The organism is Streptomyces sp. NPDC058459 (genome assembly GCF_042721685.1).
Lineage (GTDB): Bacteria > Actinomycetota > Actinomycetes > Streptomycetales > Streptomycetaceae > Streptomyces.
The window spans coordinates 43,180-65,930 of sequence record NZ_JBHXLV010000009.1 but is presented as its reverse complement, the minus strand read 5'-3'; the positions used below and the strand labels follow the sequence as shown (position 1 = coordinate 65,930).

Annotated in this window: 23 protein-coding genes and 1 tRNA gene; 10 read left to right on the top strand and 14 right to left on the bottom strand. The window is 72.6% G+C overall.

Annotation, left to right across the window (positions count from 1 at the left end; all coding sequences use genetic code 11):
* Nucleotides 1–49: 49 nt before the first annotated feature.
* The 4 genes from ACFWN1_RS03775 to ACFWN1_RS03760 all read right to left on the bottom strand — a co-directional run bounded on the left by ACFWN1_RS03775 (nucleotide 50) and on the right by ACFWN1_RS03760 (nucleotide 3,643).
* Entirely contained in the window at nucleotides 50–277 is a 228-nt protein-coding gene (locus tag ACFWN1_RS03775) for a hypothetical protein (RefSeq protein ID WP_384357828.1), read from the bottom strand.
* Between the two features lie 86 nt (nucleotides 278–363).
* Nucleotides 364–1,248, bottom strand: coding sequence for an SDR family oxidoreductase (locus ACFWN1_RS03770; RefSeq protein ID WP_384357826.1), 885 nt, complete (start codon nucleotides 1,246–1,248; stop codon nucleotides 364–366).
* Nucleotides 1,245–2,120 (bottom strand): alpha/beta fold hydrolase, encoded by an 876-nt coding sequence (locus tag ACFWN1_RS03765; protein ID WP_384357836.1) that lies wholly within the window; start codon nucleotides 2,118–2,120, stop codon nucleotides 1,245–1,247. Before ACFWN1_RS03765 ends, ACFWN1_RS03770 begins: the two co-directional genes overlap by 4 nt.
* 8 nt (nucleotides 2,121–2,128) lie before the next feature.
* A complete protein-coding gene (locus tag ACFWN1_RS03760) occupies nucleotides 2,129–3,643 on the bottom strand; it encodes a flavin-containing monooxygenase (RefSeq protein WP_384357824.1) in 1,515 nt (504 codons plus the stop codon).
* Between the two features lie 184 nt (nucleotides 3,644–3,827).
* Between ACFWN1_RS03760 and ACFWN1_RS03755 the strand changes: the two genes are divergently transcribed.
* Nucleotides 3,828–4,448 carry a MerR family transcriptional regulator gene (locus tag ACFWN1_RS03755; protein WP_384357834.1) on the top strand — a complete coding sequence of 207 codons (621 nt, stop codon included), beginning with the start codon at nucleotides 3,828–3,830 and terminating at the stop codon, nucleotides 4,446–4,448.
* Here the strand turns inward: ACFWN1_RS03755 and ACFWN1_RS03750 are convergent.
* A complete protein-coding gene (locus ACFWN1_RS03750; protein WP_384357822.1) occupies nucleotides 4,445–5,248 on the bottom strand; it encodes an exodeoxyribonuclease III in 804 nt (267 codons plus the stop codon). The genes ACFWN1_RS03755 and ACFWN1_RS03750 overlap by 4 nt on opposite strands.
* Nucleotides 5,249–5,316: 68 nt before the next feature.
* On the opposite strand from ACFWN1_RS03750, the gene ACFWN1_RS03745 reads away from it, so the two are divergent.
* Nucleotides 5,317–5,793 (top strand): GNAT family N-acetyltransferase, encoded by a 477-nt coding sequence (locus tag ACFWN1_RS03745; protein ID WP_384357820.1) that lies wholly within the window; start codon nucleotides 5,317–5,319, stop codon nucleotides 5,791–5,793.
* 49 nt (nucleotides 5,794–5,842) lie between these two features.
* Here the strand turns inward: ACFWN1_RS03745 and ACFWN1_RS03740 are convergent.
* From ACFWN1_RS03740 to galU, 7 genes are all read right to left on the bottom strand, one after another.
* Nucleotides 5,843–5,916 (bottom strand) — tRNA-Ala (locus tag ACFWN1_RS03740).
* A 73-nt stretch (nucleotides 5,917–5,989) separates the two neighbouring features.
* Entirely contained in the window at nucleotides 5,990–7,210 is a 1,221-nt protein-coding gene (glpR, locus tag ACFWN1_RS03735; protein WP_384357818.1) for a gephyrin-like molybdotransferase receptor GlpR, read from the bottom strand.
* A 238-nt stretch (nucleotides 7,211–7,448) separates the two neighbouring features.
* Nucleotides 7,449–8,072, bottom strand: a complete 624-nt coding sequence (locus ACFWN1_RS03730) for a GNAT family N-acetyltransferase (protein ID WP_384357816.1) — start codon at nucleotides 8,070–8,072, stop codon at nucleotides 7,449–7,451.
* A 17-nt stretch (nucleotides 8,073–8,089) separates the two neighbouring features.
* Nucleotides 8,090–8,617, bottom strand: coding sequence for a molybdenum cofactor biosynthesis protein B (locus ACFWN1_RS03725; protein ID WP_384357814.1), 528 nt, complete (start codon nucleotides 8,615–8,617; stop codon nucleotides 8,090–8,092).
* Nucleotides 8,614–9,093, bottom strand: a complete 480-nt coding sequence (gene moaC / locus ACFWN1_RS03720) for a cyclic pyranopterin monophosphate synthase MoaC (protein ID WP_384357812.1) — start codon at nucleotides 9,091–9,093, stop codon at nucleotides 8,614–8,616. Before moaC ends, ACFWN1_RS03725 begins: the two co-directional genes overlap by 4 nt.
* Nucleotides 9,094–9,228: 135 nt before the next feature.
* Nucleotides 9,229–10,545, bottom strand: a complete 1,317-nt coding sequence (gene glp, locus ACFWN1_RS03715; RefSeq protein WP_384357810.1) for a gephyrin-like molybdotransferase Glp — start codon at nucleotides 10,543–10,545, stop codon at nucleotides 9,229–9,231.
* A gap of 5 nt (nucleotides 10,546–10,550) precedes the next feature.
* Nucleotides 10,551–11,453 (bottom strand): UTP--glucose-1-phosphate uridylyltransferase GalU, encoded by a 903-nt coding sequence (gene galU / locus ACFWN1_RS03710; RefSeq protein WP_384357808.1) that lies wholly within the window; start codon nucleotides 11,451–11,453, stop codon nucleotides 10,551–10,553.
* Nucleotides 11,454–11,545: 92 nt separating this feature from the next.
* On the opposite strand from galU, the gene ACFWN1_RS03705 reads away from it, so the two are divergent.
* Nucleotides 11,546–12,166 (top strand): 5-formyltetrahydrofolate cyclo-ligase, encoded by a 621-nt coding sequence (locus tag ACFWN1_RS03705; RefSeq protein WP_384357806.1) that lies wholly within the window; start codon nucleotides 11,546–11,548, stop codon nucleotides 12,164–12,166.
* 68 nt (nucleotides 12,167–12,234) lie between these two features.
* Here ACFWN1_RS03705 and ACFWN1_RS03700 read toward each other — a convergent pair whose 3' ends face one another.
* Nucleotides 12,235–15,132 carry a penicillin acylase family protein gene (locus ACFWN1_RS03700; protein WP_384357804.1) on the bottom strand — a complete coding sequence of 966 codons (2,898 nt, stop codon included), beginning with the start codon at nucleotides 15,130–15,132 and terminating at the stop codon, nucleotides 12,235–12,237.
* 233 nt (nucleotides 15,133–15,365) lie between these two features.
* Between ACFWN1_RS03700 and ACFWN1_RS03695 the strand changes: the two genes are divergently transcribed.
* From ACFWN1_RS03695 to mscL, 6 genes are all read left to right on the top strand, one after another.
* Nucleotides 15,366–16,907, top strand: coding sequence for a potassium/proton antiporter (locus ACFWN1_RS03695; protein WP_384357802.1), 1,542 nt, complete (start codon nucleotides 15,366–15,368; stop codon nucleotides 16,905–16,907).
* 222 nt (nucleotides 16,908–17,129) lie between these two features.
* Nucleotides 17,130–18,413 carry an MFS transporter gene (locus tag ACFWN1_RS03690; RefSeq protein WP_384357800.1) on the top strand — a complete coding sequence of 428 codons (1,284 nt, stop codon included), beginning with the start codon at nucleotides 17,130–17,132 and terminating at the stop codon, nucleotides 18,411–18,413.
* Nucleotides 18,414–18,480: 67 nt separating this feature from the next.
* Nucleotides 18,481–18,810, top strand: a complete 330-nt coding sequence (locus tag ACFWN1_RS03685; protein ID WP_384357798.1) for an FmdB family zinc ribbon protein — start codon at nucleotides 18,481–18,483, stop codon at nucleotides 18,808–18,810.
* 108 nt (nucleotides 18,811–18,918) lie between these two features.
* Entirely contained in the window at nucleotides 18,919–19,752 is an 834-nt protein-coding gene (locus ACFWN1_RS03680; protein ID WP_384357796.1) for an S-methyl-5'-thioadenosine phosphorylase, read from the top strand.
* A 152-nt stretch (nucleotides 19,753–19,904) separates the two neighbouring features.
* Nucleotides 19,905–20,510, top strand: a complete 606-nt coding sequence (locus ACFWN1_RS03675) for an RcpC/CpaB family pilus assembly protein (protein ID WP_384357794.1) — start codon at nucleotides 19,905–19,907, stop codon at nucleotides 20,508–20,510.
* A gap of 120 nt (nucleotides 20,511–20,630) precedes the next feature.
* Nucleotides 20,631–21,173 (top strand): large conductance mechanosensitive channel protein MscL, encoded by a 543-nt coding sequence (gene mscL, locus ACFWN1_RS03670; protein WP_384357792.1) that lies wholly within the window; start codon nucleotides 20,631–20,633, stop codon nucleotides 21,171–21,173.
* Nucleotides 21,174–21,192: 19 nt separating this feature from the next.
* Here mscL and ACFWN1_RS03665 read toward each other — a convergent pair whose 3' ends face one another.
* The gene (locus ACFWN1_RS03665) at nucleotides 21,193–21,369 is read right to left on the bottom strand and encodes a hypothetical protein (RefSeq protein ID WP_384357790.1); all 177 of its coding nucleotides are present in this window, start codon (nucleotides 21,367–21,369) and stop codon (nucleotides 21,193–21,195) included.
* A 276-nt stretch (nucleotides 21,370–21,645) separates the two neighbouring features.
* On the opposite strand from ACFWN1_RS03665, the gene ACFWN1_RS03660 reads away from it, so the two are divergent.
* Nucleotides 21,646–22,686 carry a P1 family peptidase gene (locus tag ACFWN1_RS03660; protein ID WP_384357788.1) on the top strand — a complete coding sequence of 347 codons (1,041 nt, stop codon included), beginning with the start codon at nucleotides 21,646–21,648 and terminating at the stop codon, nucleotides 22,684–22,686.
* The last annotated feature ends 65 nt before the right edge of the window (nucleotides 22,687–22,751 follow it).

Sequence of the window (22,751 nt, the reverse complement as noted above, 5' to 3'; positions counted from 1 at the left end):
CCGGACGTACCGGGTGCCCCGCCGCGTGGCTTGTGCCGGAGCTGCCGCGTCAGGCGGTGTGGTCCGGGTCGAAGCGGTCCTCCGCCTCACGCACGCCGCCCTCGGCGCGGTCGCGCTGGGGCTGGTGGGCGCGCTCCTGGTGGTCACGCCCCTGCGGGCCGCGCTGGCCGGCCTTCTCGCGGGTCTGCCCGGCCTTCTCCTTGGCCTGGCCGGCCTTCTCCTTGGCCTGGTCCTGCATCTTGCGGGACTTCTCCTGGAACTGGTCCTTCATACCCATGTGGGTTCACATCCCTGGTGAGACGGGGTCGGCCCTCCGTGGGGCCTCGACCAGATTCACACGGGCGAACACCCTCCGCATGTCGATCAGTTACGCTGTGTAGTACGGGCCCGCTCGTCGGCCGCGCCGCCCGCCCCGACCAGACCGGAGCGCATGCCGGTCAGCCGGTCCGCGTACCGGCGCATCTCGCGCTGTCCGACGGTGCCGATGAGCGCCGGCATGTAGCCGCGCACGCCCTGCATCCCACGCAGCCACCACTGCCCGTACACATGCGCCGAGCGCCGCTCGATCCCGTCGACCAGCCGGTCGACGGCCGGGCCCAGCGGGTACGTCTTGTTGGACGGCCACGGCAGCCGCTGCCTCAACTCCCGCATCACGTCGTCCTGGTCGGCGCCGCGCACCATGTCGGTGTCGGTCCAGGACAGGTACGCGACGCCCACCCGCACGCCCAGATGGCCGACTTCGCCGCGCAGGCTGTGCGCGTACGCCTCCACGCCGGACTTGGAGGCGCAGTACGCCGTCATCATCGGCGCCGGGGTGATCGCGGCGAGGGAGGCGATCTGGAGCAGATAGCCGCGGCTCTCGGTGAGTACCGGCAGGAAGGCGCGGGCGGTGACGGCCGAACCGATCAGGTTGACCTCGATCACCCGCCGCCAGGCCACCGGGTCGGAGCCGGCGAACGGACCGCCGCTCGCCACCCCGGCGTTGGCCACCACGATGTCGACCTTGCCGAACCGCTCCTTCACCTCGGCGGCGACCCGGCCCATCGCCTCGTGGTCGGTGACATCGGCGTACCAGTACGCGCTCTCGCCGTACAGCCGCCCGGAGACGGCCTTCAGCTCGTCCTCCTCCAGGCCGACGAGCGCCACCCTGGCGCCGCGCGCGGAGAGTTTGCGGGCCAGCAGTTCCCCGACGCCGCGTGCCGCGCCGGTGACCACGGCCACCTGTCCTTCGAGTCCGACCCTGCTCATGCGCCCTCCTCCAGGGTGACGGGGATGCTCCCCGTGACGTACATGCTGACGAGTTCCCGTATCCGGCCGGTCACCGCTTCCGGTGCCTCCACCGGGGTCATGTGGCCGATGCCGAACAGCTCGGTCGAGCCCGCGCAGTCGGGCAGCTCCGCGATCAGGGCGCGGGCGTGTGACGGCGGCGTGAGCCGGTCGGCGCTGCCGTGCAGCACGGCGGTGGGGACGGTCAACTGCCGTACGCCGTGGTCGAGATCGAGTTCGTCCAGCACCCCGCCCCAGGCGTGCCGGGCGGCGCGCGGGCAGGCGTGCACGATCCGGGCGCAGGTGTCCACCAGGTGCGGGGCCGAACCGGGGCCCATGGTGGCGTACTTGAGGATCTTCCTGGCCAGGGGTGTGACCGGTCCGAGCGGGGGGCGTGAGCCGAGGATGTGCCCGGTGAGCCAGGTGCGGGTCCGTCCGGCGCGCAGCGGCACCACGCGCGCGCCGGCGGTCAGCCGTCCGCTGCCGGTGCTGCACAGCAGCGCGGCGGCGGCGTGCTCCTGGAAGCGGGGGCGGCCCGAGGCGGACATGATCGTCATGCCGCCCATGGAGTGGCCGACGATCAGCGCGCGTTCCCCACGCGCCAGGGTGGCGGCGAGCACCGCTTCGAGGTCGTCGGCGAGCGCGTCGGTGGAGCAGACCGGGTTGTACGGGCTCCGGCCGTGCCCGCGCTGGTCGTAGGCGATGACCCGGTGGTCGCGGGCCAGCTCCTCGGTCTGCGCGGCCCAGACGGCGGTCGAGCAGGTCCAGCCGTGGGAGAGGACGACGGGCGGGGCGCCTTCGGGGCCGTGCACCTCCACGTGCAGCCGGGCGCCGTCGGTGGAGGGGATCTCCATGGCGCGGCTCACGCGGTCGCCTCGCTCCGGACGGCGGTCGTCCCGGCCCGCGCGGGCCCGCGCAGCACCTCGTACTCGGTGAGGTCGACGCGGCGGGTGGCCTGGCGGAACTCGGTGGTGGTGCCGGGCCAGACGGTGGTGTTGCGGCCGCCGGCGTCCAGGTACCAGCTGGTGCAGCCGCCGGTGTTCCAGACGGTGCGCCTCATCCGCTCCTGCACCCGCCGGTTCCAGCGGTCGACGGCTGCGGGGCGGGCGTCGAGCGCGGTGCGGCCGCCGAGGGTGTCGAGCCGGCGCAGGTAGTCGGCGAGGTAGTTGAGCTGGGACTCGATCATCAGGATCATCGAGGAGTTGCCCAGGCCGGTGTTGGGCCCGATCACACTCAGCCAGTTCGGGAACCCGGCCGCCGAACCGCCGCGCAGCGCCGCCATCCCGCCCTGCCACGCCTCGGCGAGCGTCCTGCCCCCGGCGCCGACCACTCGCTCGGCGATGGGCATGTCGGTGACGTGGAAACCGGTGCCGAAGACGATCGCGTCGACCTCGGTCGCGGTGCCGTCGGCGGCGACCACGGTGGAGCCCCGGATCTCGGTGACCCCGCTGGCCACCACGTCCACGTTGGGCCGGGCCAGCGCCGGGTAGTACGCGCTGGACAGCAGGATGCGCTTGCAGCCGATGCGGTAGTCGGGGGTGAGCTTGGCGCGCAGGGCCGGGTCCTTGATGGCGCGGGCCATGTTGCGCCTGGCGAGCCGCTCGACCGGGCCGAGTTCGCCGGGGTGCTTGGTGAACGCCTGCACCTGGAGTTCCCGGATGCCCCAGAGCAGCCCGCGCCGCAGGCGCGCGGTGAAGGGCAGTGCCTGGTGCAGCCTGCGCTCGGCGGCGCCGATGGCCCGGTCCACGCGGGGCATGACCCAGGGCGGGGTGCGCTGGAAGACGGTGAGCCTGCCCACCTGGGGCTGGATGGAGGGGACGATCTGGATCGCGGAGGCACCGGTGCCGACCACGGCGACCCGCTTGCCGCGCAGGTCGTAGTCGTGGTCCCAGCGGGCGGAGTGGAACACCCGGCCGGGGAAGGAGTCGAGTCCCGGGATCGCGGGGATCTTGGGGTCGGACAGCGGTCCGGTGGCGGAGACCACCATGTCGGCGGTGAGGGAGCCGCTCGCGGTCTCGATGTCCCAGCGCAGCTCGTCCTCGTCCCAGGTCATCAGCTCGACCTCGGAGTCGAAGCGCAGGTGCGGGCGGAGCCCGAAGTCGTCGGCGACGCGCTCCAGATAGGCGCGGATGTGCTCCTGCCCGGAGAAGGTGCGCGGCCAGTCGGGGTTCGGGGCGAAGGAGAAGGAGTACAGGTGCGACGGCACGTCACAGGCGCAGCCGGGGTAGCTGTTGTCCCGCCAGGTCCCGCCGACGCTGCCCGCGCGCTCCAGGACGACGAAGTCGGTGATCCCCTCCTGCCGCAGCCGCACGGCGGCCCCCAGCCCGCCGAACCCGGACCCGATCACCGCCACCCGTACATGCTCGTGCTCGGCCATCCCGACGCCTCCACGCATCCTCGGACTCCGCCAGTGAACACTGGCGCAATGGGACTGTAGAACAGCTCCGTACCGAGCGGTAGGGGGCGCGGGAAGGAAAGTTACCGGCGGTACGCCATAGGCTGCGGGCGTGGCAGAAGACGGCGGACACAGCGGCGGACAGACCGGCGGGCGCGAGTACCGCATGGACGAGCTGGCGCGCGCCGCCGGGATCACCGTGCGCACCCTGCGCTTCTACCGCGAACGCCGACTGATCCCGCCGCCCCGCCGAGAGGGCCGTATCGCCTGGTACGACGACCATCACCTGGCCCGTCTGCGCACCATCGCGGCACTCCTGGAGCGCGGGCACACGCTGAACGGCATAGCCGAGCTGGCGGAGGCGCTGGACCACGGCCGGGACGTGGCCGACCTGCTGGGTGTCGCCCCGCCCACCGAGGAGGAGCCGGTCCGGCTGACCCCGGAGGAACTGGCGGCCCGCTTCGAGGACGACGTGACCCCGGAGAACCTGGCGGCCGCGATGAACCTCGGTTACCTCGGCACCGACGGCGACGAGATCGTCCACATCAGCCGCCGCCTGCTGGACGTCTCCTCGGCGCTGGTCCGCGAGGGCATCCCGCTGGCCGAGGTGCTGGCGGCGGGCGCCCGGGTCCGCGAGCACGCGGACGCTCTCGCGGCCCTCTTCGCCGAGCTGATCCGGCGCCACGCCCCCGAGGACTCCCTGCACCGCCTGCGCCCACTGGCCCGCAGCGTGGTGGAGGCGGAACTGTCCCTGGCGCTGGACCGGCGGCTCACCAAGCGCGGCTAGCGCCCGTACACCACCGTGACCGGCGCGTGGTCGGACCAGCGCTCGGGGTGGGTGGCCGCGCGCTCCACGTACCCCTTGACCGCCTTCGCGGCGAGGCCCGGGGTGGCCAGGTGGTAGTCGATGCGCCAGCCGGAGTCGTTGTCGAAAGCACGGCCCCGGTAGGACCACCAGCTGTACGGGCCCTCGACGCCGGGGTGCAGGGCGCGGACCACGTCCACGTACCCGCCGTCCCCGGGGGCGAGCACCCGGCTCAGCCACTCCCGCTCCTCGGGCAGGAAGCCGGAGTTCCTGGTGTTGGCGCGCCAGTTCCTCAGGTCGGCCTGCTGGTGCGCGATGTTCCAGTCGCCGCAGACCAGGACCTCGCGGCCGTCGGCGGCGGCCCGCTCGCGCAGCCCCTTCAGATGGGCCAGGAACTCGCCCATGAAGCGGAACTTCTCGTCCTGCCGCCCGGTGCCGACCTCGCCCGAGGGCAGATACAGCGAGGCGATGGTCACACCGGGCAGGTCGGCCTCGACATAGCGGCCCGAGCCGTCGAACTCCGCCGAGCCGAAGCCGACGCGTACCCGGTCGGGCTCACGGCGCGTGTAGAGGGAGACGCCCGCCCGGCCCTTGACCGCGGCGGGCGCGTGCACGACATGCCAGCCCTCGGGCTGCCTCACCTGCTCGGGAAGCTGCTGTGGCTCGGCGCGCACCTCCTGGAGGCAGACCGCGTCGGCCGGGGTCCGGTCCAGCCACTCCACGAAGCCCTTCTTGGCGGCGGCCCGCAGTCCGTTCACATTCACCGAGGTCACAGTCAGCACCAGGGCACGATACCGGCACACTGGTGGAGTCCGACGCCCGCCGACCGCATAGAAGTACGATGCCCAGCATGAATATACGCCGCGTTCGCTTCGACCACCCCGACGCCGTGAAACTCAACGATGAGGTCCAGGCCGAGTACCACGTGCGCTACGGCGACGGCGGCGACGCCACCGCCCTGGACCCCGCCGACTTCGACCCGCCCAGAGGCACCTACCTGATCGCCTACGACGAGCGGGACCGCCCGGTCGCCACGGGCGGCTGGCGCAGCCAGGACCTGAACGAGGAGGGCAACCAGGACGGCGACGCCGAGCTGAAGCGCATGTTCGTCGTCGCCCAGGTGCGCGGCCGCGGCCTGGCCCGCCGCATCCTGGCGGAACTGGAGGCGGACGCCCGCGCGGCCGGCCGTACCCGCATGGTCCTGGAGACCGGCACCGAACAGCCCGAGGCCATCGCCCTGTACACCTCCAGCGGCTACGCCCCGTGCGCCAAGTTCGGCTACTACCGCCACCACGACAACAGCCTCTGCTACGCGAAGCAGCTCTGAACACGCCGAAGCCCCAGCCGACTTACGCCGACTGGGGCTTCATGTTGTGTGGACCTGTGGGGATTTGAACCCCAGACCCCCTCGATGCGAACGAGGTGCGCTACCAGACTGCGCCACAGGCCCTTGCAACGAGTGAAACTCTAGCATCCCGATCGGGGTGCTCGGAAATCCGCTCCCTGACTGGTCAGGGCATGGGTCACTCGTTGGCGGCGCGGGGGCGGCCACCCTCCTCGTACTGATCGAACAGCGGGGTGCGGCCGCGCTCGCGGGACCGGCGGGCGGAGGCGCTGCGGCGGGCGTCGCCCCGGTCGTCCTCCGTGCTCTCCTCGGCCGGCGCCGGACCGGCCGCCGGGACCTCGGGACGCTGGTCCGGGGTGACGGCGCTGGAGCGGGCCGAGCTCCAGGTGCCGGGGGCACCCAGGTCGACATCGGCGGTGGCACGGGGGGCGACCGGCGCGGTCACATAGGTGGGCAGCGGCACCGGGACCGGGTCCCAGCTCTCTCCGTGGCCCGGCCGGCGCTGCCGCTCGCGCTGCTGGTCGACCCACTCGGCGTGATCGGTCTGCTCGACCAGCGCGCGCCGGTCGGCGGCGAGGGCGGCGGACAGCGCGGGGTCGGTGTGCGGCCCCGTTCCCTCCTCCGGCTCGCCGGCGACGACGTCCGCCTCGGCGGCCTCGCGGCGGCGCGGCTGACGGGCGCGCTCACGCAGCCGCGCAGCCGCGTCCTCGGCGCTCCTGCGGTCCATCTGGAACGCGAACCGGCGCCGTTCCTGCCGGCGGAGATAACCGATGTACGCGCTGAGCAGTACGGCGGGCACCGCCGGTACCCAGAGGAGGGCCAGGCCCCCCACCGCGGCGGCGATCGCGCCGAGGGTGAAGGCGAGGAAGAGCAGCACGGTGGTGCGCCGCCTACGGGCGAGCGCCTTCGTGCGCTGGGCGCGCGCCGCCGCGGTCTGCGCCGAGGGCGTGCGCCGGGCGGGTGCGGGGGCGTGCTGGGGTTCGGGCGCCCGCGCGGGGCGGGACGGCTGCGCATGCCCGGACGGGGACGAAGGGGACTTGGGGGCCGGTACGGCCGCCTGGTCGCGCGGGGCTTCCGCCCGCGACTGCCGCTCCGGCTCGATGTCCGCCCGGACCTGACGGCGCGTCGGAGGCACGGCGAAGGCCCGGACGTCCACCGAGTCGGTGGCGGCGTCCGGGTCACCGGCGTCCGGCTCCCCCTCCGGGGTGGAGCGCGCCCGCAGGTCCTTGGCGTACCGACGCTCCATACCCGCCCTCCCGGACAGCAGCCGGATGGCGGTGCTGAAGCGTTCCGTCGGACGGGCCTCGTTCAGCTCGTCCTGCCTACGGAGCCACATCGGCACCAAGTAGGCGGCCCAGGCCCCGACGATGACTGCGTAGATGAGGCCGCTGCTGCTCACGCCTCACACGGTAGAGGGGTTTGCCCGAGGCCATCCGCCAATTGAGTCGGTGTGTCGCACGATCAGGCTGATATTTCCAGCTTTTTTTGCGACCGATGCGATCAGCGGACCGTCGAAGGGGGGAATTGAATGCCCGGACACATGCCAGAGACATGCGACAGACACGCAGGAGAGTTGGAAGGGACAGGCAAGAGAGACGGCAGACTCGGTCGCCTCCGGGATTAATTCGAACAGTTATTCAATTTCCGGTGCTGTTCGCATTCCCCGGCCGTTCCGCACGCGTGCGCCGCCAGCGGTCCACCAAACCGTCGGGGATCTCCTCGGCCGTGAGCGCGTAGACCAGATGGTCGCGCCAGGCGCCGTCGATGTGCAGATAGCGCGGCCGCAGCCCCTCCTCACGGAAGCCGAGCTTCTCCACCACGCGGCGGCTGGGCCGGTTCTCCGGGCGGATGCAGACCTCCAGCCGGTGCAGGCCCACCGCGCGGAAGCAGTGGTCGGACGCGAGCGCGACGGCGGTCGGCATCACCCCGCGCCCGGCGACGGACTCGTCCACCCAGTAGCCGATGTGCCCCGAGCACATGGAGCCCCAGGTGATCCCGGCGACCGTGAGCTGGCCGACCAGGCGCCCCTGGTACTCGATGACGAACGGCAGCATCCGGCCCGCCCCCGCCTCGGCGCGCAGGTGCCGGATCATCTGGCGGTAGGTGGGCCGGCGGGTGATCGGCCCGGTCGGGGTGGGCGGCGGGATGGTCGCCTCCCAGGGGCGCAGCCAGTCCCGGTTGCGCCGGTTGACCTCGCGCCAGGCACGCTGGTCGCGCACCCTTATCGGCCGCAGGACGACATCCCCGTCCACCAGCGCCACGGGCCACGATCTGCCGGTCAGCTCGCACCCCCGGCGCCCGTGCGGCCCGGAGCGTCGGGCCGGGGGTGGTCGCCGCCGCGGAGCTGGTCGACGGCGTGCTTCAGCAGCGGCTCCAGCACGGCGAGCCCGTCGCGGACCCCGCCGCTGGAACCGGGCAGGTTCACGATCAGCGTGCCGCCCGCGACCCCGGCCAGGCCCCGGGAGAGCGCGGCGGTGGGCACCTTCTCGCGCCCGTACGCCCGGATCGCCTCGGCGATGCCCGGCACCTCGTGGTCGAGGACCGCGCGGGTGGCCTCGGGGGTGCGGTCGGTGGGTGAGATGCCGGTGCCGCCGGTGGTGACGACCGCGTCGTACCCGGCCGCCACGGCCGCGCGCAGGGCGGCCTCGACCGGGTCGCCGTCCGGGACCACCTCGGGTCCGTCCACGGTGAAGCCGAGGCGGGTGAGTCCCTCGGCCACGGCGGGACCGCCCTTGTCGGCGTAGACCCCGGCGGCGGCACGGTTGGAGGCGGTGACGACCAGCGCGCGGTACGGGGTGCCGCTCACGCCCGGCTCCAGTGACCGGACCTGCCGCCCGACTTCTCCTCCACGCGCACGTCGGAGATGACGGCGCCCTTGTCGACCGCCTTCACCATGTCGACCACGGTCAGCGCGGCGACGGACACCGCGGTGAGCGCCTCCATCTCCACGCCGGTGCGGTCGGTGGTCTTCACGGTGGCCAGGATCTCCACGCCCTCGTCCGTGACCGCGAGGTCCAGCGTCACACCGGACACCGACAGCGGGTGGCACAGCGGGATCAGGTCCGGGGTGCGCTTGGCGCCCATGATGCCCGCGATCCGGGCGGTGGCCAGAGCGTCGCCCTTGGGCACCCCCTCACCGCGCAGCAGCTCGACCACGCGCGGGGACACGAGCACCCGGCCACTGGCACGGGCGGTGCGCGCGGTCACTTCCTTCCCGGATACGTCGACCATGCGGGCCGCGCCCGCCTCGTCGATGTGCGTCAGTCGGTCGTGCGTACTCATGGTGTGCGGTGCTTCCCCTTCGCGGCCCGCCGGCGCGGGCGTTGCGTGGGCCTCCTGTGCGCGCCACGGTACCGCCAAGTCGGCGCGGGCACCGGGCCGGGACCCCTTCGTGGCCCCGCGCGGGGGGCGGTGCGGTCAGCCGAGCAGGACGACCTCGACCTCGGTGCCGGGCCCGGCCTCGGTCGTGTCCTCGGGGAGCACGATCAGCGCGTTGGCGTGGGCCAGCGCGGCGATCAGATGGGAGCCGCTGCCACCCACGGGAGTGACCTCGCCGTCCTCGTGGTTGCCGCGCAGGAACTGACGGCGGCCCTTGGGGGAGCGCAGCGGCTCGTCCACCGTGAGGGTGGCCCGCGTACGCGGGCGGTGGACCTCCGGGAGGCCCATCAGGGCACGGATGGCGGGGCGTACGAACAGTTCGAAGGAGACGTACGACGACACCGGGTTGCCGGGCAGCGCCAGCAGCGGGGTGTGGTCGGGGCCCACCGCGCCGAAGCCCTGGGGCTTGCCGGGCTGCATGGCGAGCGTGCGGAAGTCGACCCCGCCGCCCTCCTCCTCGCCGACCTCGGTGAGCGCCTCCTTGACCACGTCGTACGCGCCGACGCTGACCCCGCCGGTGGTGACCAGCAGGTCGGCGCGGACCAACTGGTCCTCGATGGTGGAGCGCAGCACGTCCGCGTCGTCCGGGACGGCGCCTACCCGGTAGGCGATGGCGCCCGCGGCGCGGGCGGCGGCGGCGAGGGCGAAGCTGTTGGAGTCGAAGATCTGGCCGTGCGCCAACGGCTCGCCCGGCTGGACGAGTTCGGAGCCGGTGGACATCACGACGACCCGCGGGCGCGGCCGCACCCGCACGGTACCCCGGCCGATCGCGGCCAGCAGGGCGATCTGGGAGGGACCGATGACCGTGCCCGCGGCGAGCGCCCGTTCACCGGCGCGCACATCGCTGCCGCTGGGCCGGACGTGCGCCCCGGTCCCGGCGGGCCGGAAGACCCGGACCTGCCCCTCGGCGCCCTCGGGCGCCTGGGCGCGGGCCCGCATACCGCTCGCGGGACCGCCGCCGAGCCCGGCGTCCGTCCACTCGACGGGGACGACCGCCTCGGCGCCGGGCGGCAGCGGCGCGCCCGTCATGATGCGCGCCGCCTGGCCGGGGCCGACCTGGACCGGGGCGGCGTCGCCCGCCGCGATGTCACCGACGACGTCCAGGACCGCCGGGAACTCCTCGCTCGCACCGGTCACGTCCGTGACCCGTACCGCGTAACCGTCCATGGAGCTGTTGTCGAAGGGCGGCAGGGACACCGGCACCATGATGTCGTCGACCAGCGCACAGCCCTGCGCGTCGGGGAGCTGGAGCTCGATGGGTTCGAGCGGGCGGACGGTGCTGAGAATGTCCTCCAGGTGCTCGTCCACCGACCACACGTGGTCCGGTCCGACGGGACGGTTCGCGGCGGTGCTCAACGTTGCTACATCTCCTCGGCGACGAAACTGCGCAGCCAGGCCTGGAAGTCCGGGCCCAGATCCTCACGTTCGCACGCGAGGCGGACAATGGCACGCAGGTAGTCGGCGCGGTCGCCGGTGTCATAGCGGCGGCCCCTGAAGACGACGCCGTACACCGGACCGCCGACCTTCTCGTCCTCCGCGAGCTGCTGGAGGGCGTCGGTGAGCTGGATCTCGCCGCCCCGGCCGGGCTCGGTCTTGCGGAGTATGTCGAAGATGTGCGGGTCGAGGACGTAGCGGCCGATGATCGCGTAGTTCGACGGGGCGTCCGCCGGGTCCGGCTTCTCGACCAGGCCGGTGACCTTGACGACGTCGCCGTCCTCGGTGCTCTCCACGGCCGCGCAGCCGTAGAGGTGGATCTGCTCGGGGGCGACCTCCATGAGGGCGATCACGCTGCCGCCGTGCTGCTCCCGGACCTCCACCATGCGCTGGAGCAGGGGGTCGCGGGGGTCGATCAGGTCGTCGCCGAGGAGCACCGCGAAGGGCTCGTGGCCGACGTGCGGGGCGGCGCACAGCACGGCGTGGCCGAGACCCCGGGGGTCGCCCTGGCGGACGTAGTGCATCGTGGCCAGGTCGCTGGACTCCTGCACCTTCGCGAGCCGGTCGGCGTCCCCCTTCTTCTGAAGGGCCGACTCCAGCTCGTAATTGCGGTCGAAGTGGTCCTCCAGCGGCCGCTTGTTGCGTCCCGTGACCATCAGCACGTCCTCAAGGCCGGCAGAGACCGCTTCCTCGACGACGTACTGGATCGCCGGCTTGTCCACGACCGGCAGCATCTCCTTGGGAGTGGCCTTGGTGGCGGGCAGGAAACGGGTGCCGAGCCCGGCTGCCGGGATGACAGCCTTGCTGATCCTGGGATGCGACTGAGTCATGCGCGCCACTCTAACCGGTGCCCTTTGCGGAGAATCTGCTGCTCCGCTTAGGTGGACGTGATAGAGGCGGACGAGAGAAACCGAGACGGTCATTGAAATACGACGGACGCGCGACCGACCTCGAAAAGCGCGAACTGCGCCGCGAACTCCTCGCGAACAGAAGGGCGTTGGGGCTTGTTGAGCGCGTGGAGGCGGGCTCCGCGCTGGCCGCGCACGCGCTCCGGCTGCCCGAACTCGCCGACGCGCGCACGGTCGCCGCGTACGTCTCGACGGGCACCGAGCCCGGTACCGCCGAGCTGCTGGAGGCACTGCGCCGGCAGGGCACCCGCGTACTGCTCCCGGTGCTGCTGCCCGACGACGATCTCGACTGGGGCGCGTACACCGGACCCGGCTCGCTGGCGGCGGTCCGGCACGGCGGGCGGATGGAGCTGGCCGAGCCCACCGGGGCGCCTCTCGGCCCCGCCGCCGTGGCGCTGGCGGACGTGGTGCTGCTGCCCGGCCTCGCGGTGGACGCGCGCGGGACACGGCTGGGGCGGGGCGGGGGGTCGTACGACCGGGTGCTCACGCGCCTGGAGCACGCGGGCGCGCGCCCGGCGCTCGTCGTACTGCTGTACGACACGGAGGTGGTGACGCGGGTGCCCGCGGAGGCGCACGACCGCCCGGTGCACGCCGTGGTGACCCCGACGGGCGTACGCCGCTTCGCGCGCCCCTGAGCGCCCCCGACACGGGCGAAGGCCCTCACCCGCGTACGCGTGAGGGCCTTCGTACCGTCATCTCGACCTCACGGCCGCAGGTTCAGCGTGTCCTTCGTGCTCCCGTCGACCGACTTGGCGGAGAAGGACCAGGGCAGCAGATCGCCGTCGGCCCACTTGTCGGTCTGGTCGGTGTAGTGGGCGTTGAAGGCGTGTCCGGAAGCACCGCTGAGGTTGATCCAGCGGGACTTGTCGAGGTCCGCCATGTTGATCACCATCCGCATGGACGGCACCCACACCACTCCGTAGCCCCCGGCGGCGTTCCAGCCGGTGGCGTTGACGGTGGCCTCGCCGCCGCTGAGCTTCCAGGGTCCGCGGTTGAGCGCGTACTGGATCAGCTCCGGGCCCTGGAGGCCGAGCGTCTGGTTCTTCAGGAACAGCCGGTGCAGCCGGCCCCAGCTCCAGGTGTCGATGTCCTTGCCGAGCTTGGCGGTCAGCTCCCAGCGGGCGTCGATCAGGGCACGGGTGAACAGCTCGTCGCGGTTGTGCGCGGCCGGGCGGTTGCCCGACTTCGGCGTCTGCCACCACAGGCTGTCCGGCTTGTCCAGCAAGGTGCGCACGACCTCGAACCAGCGGTCGCCACCGTCCGGCTGCGCCTGGTCGGCGGCGCGCTCGCCGCACTCGCGGACCTTGCTCCGGTCGTCCAGCGGGCCGGTGCTGCCGGCCTTCTCCACCCACAGGCACTGACCCTTGACGCGCAGCTCCTTGGGGAGCTTCTCGCCGAAGCCGAGCTTGAGGATGTTGCGCCACACGGCGTTGAAGTAGGCGGCCGCGGCCGAGTCGGCGTCCTGGGTGTAGTCCCAGCCCTCCAGCAGCTTCTGCGCCTTGCGGACCTCCGGGTCGTCCAGGTCGAGCTTCAGCAGCCTGGGCACCAGCAGCTTGGCGATCTCGCTGCTGTTGTCGAGCTGCATCTGGCGCATGTCGTCGGTGGAGACCTTGCCGCCGTCCCTGATCTTGGACTCGATCAGGTCGGCGATGCGCTGGCTGCGGGCGCCGTACCCCCAGTCGGTGGTCAGGGTGTAGGGGTACGCGTCCTTGTCGACCACGGCCTGGTTGGCGGTGACGATGTAGCCGCGCTTCGGGTCGTACTCGAAGGGCAGCTCGTCCTGGTCCAGGAAGCCGGTCCAGCGGTACTTGGAGTCCCAGCCCGGCGCCGGCACCGAACCGTCGTCGCCCGCCCGGCGGGTCGGGATCTTGCCGGGCAGGGTGTAGCCGATGTGCCGGGAGTCGGCGTAGACCAGGTTCTGCGAGGGCACGTCGAACAGGGCGGCGGCCGAGCGGAAGCTCGTCCAGTCGGACGCCTTGTCCATGGCGAACACCGCGTCCATGGAGGTGCCCGGGTCCAGCGCGGTCCAGCGCAGCGCGATGCCGTAGCCGTCGCCGCGGTCGGGGGCCGCGGTGTCGACGCCGGCCTTGCGGCCGGCCTCCACCAGCTCGTCGTCACGGTCGGAGAGCAGCGGCATGCCGTCGGCGGTCTGCCGGACCACGATCTTCTTGGCCGCGCCCCCGGCGACCTCGATGGTCTCCTCACGGGTGCGGAAGGGGCGGACCTTGCCGTTGTACAGGTAGCCGTCGCCGGAGAGCTTCTCCAGGTAGAGGTCGCTGACGTCGACACCGGAGTTGGTCATGCCCCAGGCGATGCTGCCGTTGTGGCCGATGACCACACCGGGCATCCCGGCGAAGGTGTAGCCCGCGACGTCGTACTGGCACTTGCTGGAGACGCTCCGGCAGTGCAGGCCCATCTGGTACCAGACCGAGGGCAGCGAGGCGGAGAGATGCGGGTCGTTGGCGAGGAGCGGCTTGCCGGTGATCGTGTGCTCGCCGGAGACGACCCAGGAGTTGGAGCCGATGCCCTGGCCGTTGACGCCGACGGCGGTGGGGAGGTCGTCGAGGACCTTGGTGAGGCCGGTGAGCTGGCCGGCGAGACCGGTGCTGGTGCCGGTGGTACCGGTGCCGGTGATACCGGTACCAGTACCCGTACCCGTACCAGTGCCTGTGCCTGTGCCTGTGCCTGTGCCTGTGCCTGTGCCTGTGCCTGTGCCTGTGCCGGTACCAGTACCAGTACCCGTACCGGAGGTACCCGTACCCGTGCCGCCCGTCGTGCCCTGGGTGCCCGTGCCGGTCCCTGACGGGGCGCCGTCCTGCTGGAAGGTCTTGCCCAGCTCGCTGTACTGGCCCTCGCGCACGATCGGCTTGTTCCGGTCGAAGGGGTAGTCCGGGTACAGCTCGCGGATCTGCTCCGGGCTCAGACGGCTGGTCATCAGCGCGCGGTCGGTCTCGTCGCGCATGTTGCCTCGCAGGTCCCAGGCCATCGCCTTCAGCCACGCCACGGAGTCGACCGGGGTCCAGTCGGCGGGCTCGTAGTCACCGGTGAAGCCCAGGGCCGCGTACTCCAGCGAGACGTCCTGGCCGTCCTTGCCCTCCAGGTAGGCGTTGACACCCTTGGCGTACGCCTGGAGGTACTTCTTCGTCGCGGGCGCCAGCTTGGTGTCGTACTCCTGCTTCGCCACCCGGTCCCAGCCGAGGGTGCGCAGGAAGGAGTCGTTCTTGACCTGGCCCTTGCCGAACATCTCCGACAGGCGCCCGGAGGTGAGGTGGCGGCGCACGTCCATCTCGTAGAACCGGTCCTGCGCCTGGACGTAGCCCTGCGCCATGAACAGGTCGGCGTCGGAGGAGGCGTAGATCTGGGGGATGCCGTAGCCGTCGCGCTTGACGTCGACGGGGCCGGAGAGGCCCTCCAGCGTGACCGATCCCTTGGTCTGCGGGAAGGAGGCACGCACCGTACTGATGGACCAGAACGCCCCGAAGGCTATGCCTCCGATGAGGGCCAGGACCAGCACAATCACGACAAGGCGGGCTTTGCGCCCCTTCTTCCTGCCGGACTTGCCGGGCTTGTCGCCCGATGTGGCGGTGGTATTCGGGGGCATCGCTGTCCTTGCTGTCCTCACGCGAGCGGCAGGCGGGGCTGTGACTATGAATGAGCGCTGGAGCAACCATAGGCGCAGGGCCCTGAGCCACTTGACGCGGAGTCGGGAACCAGCGCGGACGGGCGTTCGATCTTGCCAAGCCGAGCGTCAAGGAAGCGTCAAGAGTTAGGTAAGGTAACGAAGTAGTCGGGTGCGGTCCGCCGCCCCTCGGTGTCTTGTGTACGCGAGCCCACGTGCGCCCCCGCGCGGGCCAACGAAGGGATGCGCCGCTGACTGTCCATCACCTCGACCAGCTCCTGTTCGCCTGCTCGCTGGTCCTCCTGGTCGCGGTCGCGGCCGTGCGGATCTCCTCGCGCAGCGGGCTCCCCAGTCTGCTCGTCTACCTGGGGATCGGCGTCCTCATGGGCTCCGACGGCATCGGGAACATCCACTTCGACAACGCCGAGATGACCCAGGTCATCGGGTACGCGGCCCTGGTCGTGATCCTCGCCGAGGGCGGTCTCGGCACGAAGTGGAAGGAGGTGCGGCCGGCGTTGCCGTCCGCCTCCGTGCTGGCGACGGTGGGCGTCGCGGTCAGCGTCGGCACCACGGCGGCGGGCGCGCATTATCTGGTCGGGCTGGAGTGGCGGCAGGCGTTCATCGTCGGCGCGGTGGTCTCCTCGACCGACGCGGCGGCCGTGTTCTCCGTCCTGCGCAGGATTCCGCTCCCCTCGCGCGTGACGGGCACGCTGGAGGCGGAGTCCGGCTTCAACGACGCCCCGGTGGTCATCCTGGTCGTCGCCTTCTGCCAGGCGGGCCCGGTCGAGCACTGGTACGTCCTGCTGGCCGAGATCGTGCTGGAGCTGGCCATAGGCGCCGCCCTGGGCCTCGCGGTGGGGTTCATCGGTTCCTGGGGGCTCAAGCACGTCGCGCTGCCCGCGTCCGGTCTCTACCCGATCGCCGTGCTTGCCATCGCCGTCACCGCCTACGCGGCCGGCTCCCTGGCCCACGGCAGCGGCTTCCTCGCTGTCTATCTGGCGTCGATGGTGCTGGGCAACGCCAAGCTGCCGCACTGGCCGGCCACGCGCGGGTTCGCGGAGGGGCTCGGCTGGATCGCACAGATCGGCATGTTCGTCCTGCTCGGCCTGCTGGTGACCCCGCACGAGCTGGGCGACGACGTGGTGCCCGCGCTGATCATCGGACTGGTGCTGACCATGGTGGCCCGTCCGCTGAGCGTGGTGCTGAGCCTGACCCCGTTCCGGGTGCCGTGGCAGGAGCAGGCGCTGATGTCCTGGGCCGGGCTGCGCGGCGCGGTCCCCATCATCCTGGCGACCATCCCGATGGTGAGCGGCGTCGAAGGCAGCCGCCGGCTCTTCAACATCGTCTTCGTGCTGGTCGTCGTCTACACCCTGGTCCAGGGCCCGACCCTGCCCTGGCTGGCCCGCGAGCTGCGGCTCGGCGAGGAGGGCGCGGCGTCCGACCTCGGGATCGAGTCGGCGCCGCTGGAGCGGCTGCGCGGCCATCTGCTGTCGCTGACGGTGCCGGACGACTCCCGGATGCACGGTGTGGAGGTGGGCGAGCTGCGGCTGCCGCCGGGTGCCGCCGTCACGCTCGTCGTACGCGACGGCAGGTCCTTCGTGCCCTCCCCCACGACCGTGCTGCGGCACGGGGACGAGCTGCTGGTGGTCGCCACCGACCCGGTCCGCGACCAGGCCGAACGGCGCCTGCGCGCGGTCACCCAGGGCGGCAAGCTGGCCGACTGGCTGGGCACCGGGGGCAAGGAGCACCGGCACTGAGGGTGCTGGTTCTCACAGGGCCCGGCGGCGGGGACCGCCTGTACGATCAGGGCATCTGATCGAACCAACTCTGTCCGATTCGTCTGACGCAGAGCTGGCGCGACCGTATGGCGGCCGGACCTGAGCACCTCCACCGGTATCTACCGCAGTTCCGCGCGCAAGAGGACGGCTCTCGGTGCCCCCCGCACGGGCGCGCTACCAGGCGGAAGAGAGGCACGGGCCGTGGCATCCACGGTCACCACCGAGCAGCCGACGCGTCCGGGGTACGGGCGACTGCTGCGTACCAGGGGCGCGTGGACCTTCCTGGTCCCCGGCTTCGCCGCACGCCAGCCGTTCGCCATGCTCACCATCTCCATCGTGCTGCTGGTGCGGCACACCACCGGCTCGTACGGCGCCGCCGGTGCCGCCGCGGCCGTCACCGGGGTCTCCATGGCCCTGTTCGCGCCTTACAGCGGCCGTCTCGCGGACCGCTGGGGCCAGCGGGCCGTGCTGCTGCCCGGTGTCGTCGTGCACGCGGCGGCGGGGCTCACCCTGACCGCGCTCGCGCTGGCGCACGCCCCCCTATGGGCGCTGTTCGCGGCGGCCGTGCCGACCGGCGCCTCGGTCCCGCAGGTAGGGCCCATGGTGCGGGCCCGCTGGGCCGCGCGGCTGAAGGGCTCGCCGCTGATGAGCACGGCGACGGCCTTCGAGTCGGTCACGGACGAGCTGACCTTCGTCGTCGGCCCGCTGCTGGCCACCGCCCTGTGCACCGCCGTCACGCCGGCGGCCGGTCTGGTCACGGAGGCCGCGCTGACCCTGGTCGGCGGCCTGCTGTTCGCCGCCCAGCGGGGTACGCAGCCGCCGGCCGGAAAGCACGCGGAGGCCTCCGGCGAGACGCACGCGCGCGTGTCCGCCCTCCGGGTGCCCGGCGTACGGGTGCTGAGCGTGGCGTTCCTCGGCATCGGCGCGGTCTTCGGCGGGATGCAGGTCTCGCTGGCCGCGTTCACCGAGTCCATCGGGGAGCCCGGTCTGAACGGCGTCCTCTATGGCGTCTTCGCCGCCGGAAACATGCTCTCCGGCGTGGTCTGCGGCGCCGTCGCCTGGAAGTCGTCGCCCCGGCGCCGGCTCATGGCCGGGTACGCGGGGCTCGCGCTGGCCGCCTCCGCGCTGTGGACGGTGCACTCGGTGCCGCTGCTGGCCGGTCTCGGCCTGCTGGTCGGCATGTGCGTCGCGCCCGCGCTGATCACGGGATACACCCTGGTGGAGGACCTGGTGCCGGCGGGCGCCCGGACGGAGGCGTTCACCTGGCTGACCGGCGCGGTCGCGCTGGGCCAGGCGGCCGCCGTCACGGTGGCGGGACAATGGGAGGACCGGCTGTGGGAGGGCGCCGGGTTCCTGGTGCCGATGGCCGGGACCGTACCGGCGCTGGCCGCGATCCTCGCCCTGCGTCCGCTGCTGGTGGCGGGGGCCCGGAACCGTACCGTGGCGCGTGGCGTCGGTCACCGCGAGCCGGTCACGGTGGACTGATCCCCGGGAATGCGTCACTATGGAACATCGTTAGCACTCATTGAGTGAGAGTGCCAGGAGGAAGACAGTGCCGACCTACCAGTACCAGTGCAAGGACTGCGGCGAGGGCCTTGAGGCGGTGCAGAAGTTCACCGACGACGCCCTGACCGACTGCCCCAGCTGCGGTGGCCCCTTGAAGAAGGTGTTCTCCGCGGTCGGCATTGTCTTCAAGGGCTCCGGTTTCTACCGCAACGATTCGCGCGGTGCGTCGTCGAGCAGCAGCCCGGCCGCGAAGCCGTCCTCGTCGTCCTCGGACTCGAAGTCGTCGTCTTCGGACTCGAAGTCGCCGGCGTCGTCTTCGTCGGCGTCGTCTTCGTCGTCTTCTTCGACATCGTCCTCGGCCGGCTCCGCCGCCTGAGACCCACGCCGTCCCGGACCCTGCCGTTCTGCGACGGCGGGGTCGTCGGCATGGGTGCGCGCGGGTGATCCTGGTGGTCGCTCTCGGTGGCCCGTTAGGGTGCTGGACATGGCGAACGCAGAGATCGGCGTAATCGGCGGCTCGGGCTTCTACTCCTTCCTCGACGACGTGACCGAGGTCCAGGTGGACACCCCCTACGGGGCGCCCTCCGACTCCGTCTTCGTGGGCGAGATCGCGGGCCGGCGGGTGGCCTTCCTGCCCCGGCACGGGCGCGGGCACCACCTCCCGCCGCATCGCATCAACTACCGGGCCAACCTGTGGGCACTGCGTTCGCTGGGCGTCCGCCAGGTTCTCGGGCCGTGCGCGGTGGGCGGGCTGCGGCCGGAGTACGGTCCGGGCACGCTGCTGGTGCCGGACCAGCTGGTCGACCGCACCAAGGCGCGGCAGCAGACCTATTTCGACGGGCTCCCGCTGCCGGACGGGACCGTGCCCAACGTGGTGCATGTGTCGCTGGCCGACCCGTACTGCCCGGCCGGGCGGAGCATCGCGCTGAAGGCGGCCCGGTCGCGGGACTGGACCCCGGTGGACGGCGGCACGCTGGTCGTGGTGGAGGGGCCGCGCTTCTCCACCCGCGCCGAGTCCCTGTGGCATCAGGCGCAGGGCTGGTCGGTGGTGGGGATGACCGGGCATCCGGAGGCGGCGCTCGCCCGTGAACTGGAGCTCTGCTACACCTCCCTGACGCTGGTCACCGACCTGGACGCGGGCGCGGAGACCGGCGAGGGCGTGTCCCACGACGAGGTGCTGCGGGTGTTCGCGGCCAACGTGGACCGGCTGCGGGGAGTGCTGTTCGACGCGGTGGCGGGGCTGCCGGCCACGGATGAGCGGGACTGTCTGTGCGTGGGGGCGCTCGGGGGGATGGAGCCGGGGATACCGCTGCCGTAGGCGCGGGGCGGCGGGGCGGCGGGGCGGCGTTTCTCGTTCGGGTGACGGAGTTTTCCACAACCGGTGGGTTGTCCACGGGCGCCGGCGGGGTTCTGCCGGGCGGGTCATCGTGGGGATCGCAGAGCGTTCCCTCGTCGCAGGTGGTGATCCAGATGTCCGTGAACCCGAACACCGTCCCCGCTCCCCCCTTCCGTGTGCCCCGCCCGCTCGGGACCGACGCCCCGGCGACCTGTCAGCTCCCCTTCTTCCCGCCTCTGCGCGTGCGGGGCGGGGCCGGGGCGGCGGGGCGGCTGGCGCGGTACCGGGGCCGGGCGGTCACGGCGGGACTGGCGGTGACGGCGGCGGCGCTGGTGGCGGCCGGCCCCCGCTCGCCGGGCGGCGGCACTGCGTCCGCCGAGCGGCCCCGGGGGCACCCGGCCGCCGGTCCGGCGCGCGGGCACGGCCCTGGTGAGCTGGTCCGGGCCCCGGTGCGCATCGCCGACGCGGCCGCGGTGCGGCTGCTGCGCCCGGGTGACCGGGTGGACGTGGTCGCGGCCGAGGAGCGCTCGGCGGGTGGCGGGCCGGCGCGGGTGCTGGCGCGCGGGGCGCGGGTGGTGCGGCTGCCGGAGCCGCTGGGCCCGGGTGCCGACCGGGCGGCGGGTGCCGGTGAGGGAAGCGTCACCGAGGGGGCGCTGGTCGTGCTGGCGGTGCCCCGTGCCACGGCGGCTCGGCTGGTGGGGGCGAATCCCCTGGCCAGGCTGGCGGTGACGCTGTGGTGAACCTTGCCGGCGACATTTCCGGAAGCGTGCGGTCAAGTCGCTCGATAGAGCTGCGGGACTGGACAGGGTGGCCGCACCTTGACGTAGGTTGCGGAGCGCTCTGTTCCCCAGCCTGTGTACATGACGAGGAGACTCACCGAGGTGAATGCGAAGAAGGAAGCGACGAGCATTCTGGACGGCTTCAAAGCCTTCCTGATGCGCGGCAACGTCATCGACCTGGCGGTCGCCGTGGTCATCGGTGCCGCCTTCACCAGCATCGTCACCTCGGTGGTGAAGGGCGTCATCAACCCGCTGGTCGGCGCGATCGGCACCAAGAACCTGGACCACTACACGTACTGCCTGAAGGACCCCTGCAAGCCGGGAGCGGACGGCAGCGCCGAGGGCGGCGTGCAGATCCTCTGGGGCTCGGTGGCCGGGGCCGCGCTGAACTTCCTGATCACCGCGGCGGTGGTGTACTTCCTGATGGTGCTGCCGATGACGAGGTACCTGGCCCGCCAGGAGGCCCGCAAGCAGGCCCGCACCGGCAGGACCGAGCCGGAGCCGGACCCGGTGACGGAGCTGGAGGTCCTCCAGGACATCCGCGACCTGCTGGTCGCCCAGCGCACGGGCGCGGCGGACGGGACGGTCACCCGGCAGCGCGCGGCCGGGCCGGACGGGCGCTGACGCGAGCCCTCCGCACCGTTCAGAGGTGGTGGGGCGGCTTCTCGTCGAGGAAACGCCTGAGGTCGGCGGCGCTGTCGCCGGCCGGACGATCGCCCCACCCCCGGTCCGTGTCGTCCGAGGACTGCTGGTTCAGCGGGTCGTCGAAGACGAGCGCGGCCTTCGGGTCGCGCGGCTCGGGTGCGGGGGTGTCGCTCATGCCTCCAGGGTACGGTCCGGCGGCGAGCACGTTCCGGCGCCCGCCGCACGGACCCGCCCGCCGCACGGACCCGCCGGGACGACGGTATGGACGATCCCCGCGGCTCCTGACCCGGTGATCCCCGGCGCCCATCACATGGACCCCGCCGTCCGGAGCCCCCTCATCCACACCTTCCGGCACCGCTCGGGCCGGGCCCGCAGTCGGGCAGCTGCAACCGGACGGAGACACCGCGCACCGCCGTCGTCGGCGGACGGAGCGGTGGGCCAGACTGCCGGTATGACGACGGCTGGGGCGTTGACGGATGTCGGTGGGGTCCGGGTCGGGCACGCGGGCCGGTGGGGGGACGGGTGGCTCAGCGGGGTGAGCGTGGTGCTCGCGCCGGCGGGCGGCGCCGTGGCCGCCGTGGATGTGCGGGGCGGGGGACCCGGCACCAAGGAGACCGACGCGCTGGACCCACGCAACGTGGTGGGGCGGGTGGACGCCGTCGTGCTTGCCGGAGGGAGCGCGTACGGGCTGGATGCCGCGTCGGGGGTGATGGGCTGGCTGGAGGAGCGGGGGCGGGGGGTGCGCGTGGGGCCCGAGGCGGGGCATGTGGTGCCGGTCGTGCCGGCGGCCTGCCTCTTCGACCTGGGGCGCGGCGGGGACTTCCGGGCCCGTCCCGACGCCGGGATGGGGCGGGCCGCGGTGGAGGCGGCCGCCGCGAGCGCGCCGGGTGCGCCGGTGGGCGAAGGGTCCGTGGGGGCCGGGACCGGGGCGGTCGCGGGGTGCCTCAAGGGCGGGGTGGGTACCGCGAGCGTGGTGCTCGGCTCCGGGGTCACCGTGGGCGCGCTCGTGGTGGTGAACTCCGCCGGTGCCGTACTGGACGCTGAAACGGGCGTGCTGTACGGGGAGTTGTTCGACGGGCCGGTGGTGTACCCGGAGCCGGGGGTGCGGGAGGCGGCCCGGCGCCGGCTGGACGAGGTCGCCGCGCGGAACGCACCGCCCCCGCTGAACACCACGCTCGCCGTGGTGGCCACCGACGCGGACCTCTCCAAGGCGCAGGCGCAGAAGGTGGCGGGCACGGCGCACGACGGCATCGCGCGCGCCGTCCGGCCGGTGCACCTGCTGCACGACGGCGACACGGTGTTCACCCTGGCCACCGGCGCCCGCCCGCTGGACCCGGCGCCGGCCGCGCTGAACGAGATCCTGGCCGCCGGCGCGGACCTGGTGACCCGCGCCGTCACCCGCGCCGTACGCGCCGCGCACCCGGTGTCGGAGCCGGGCGGGGCGTGGCCGTCGTACGAGGAGCTGTACGGGACGTCGCGCGCGAGACGATAGGTGACGGAGGGGTGCACAAGAGAAGAAAAGCCTTGCCCGGCAGGGCAATTCGGCCGCCGACCGGG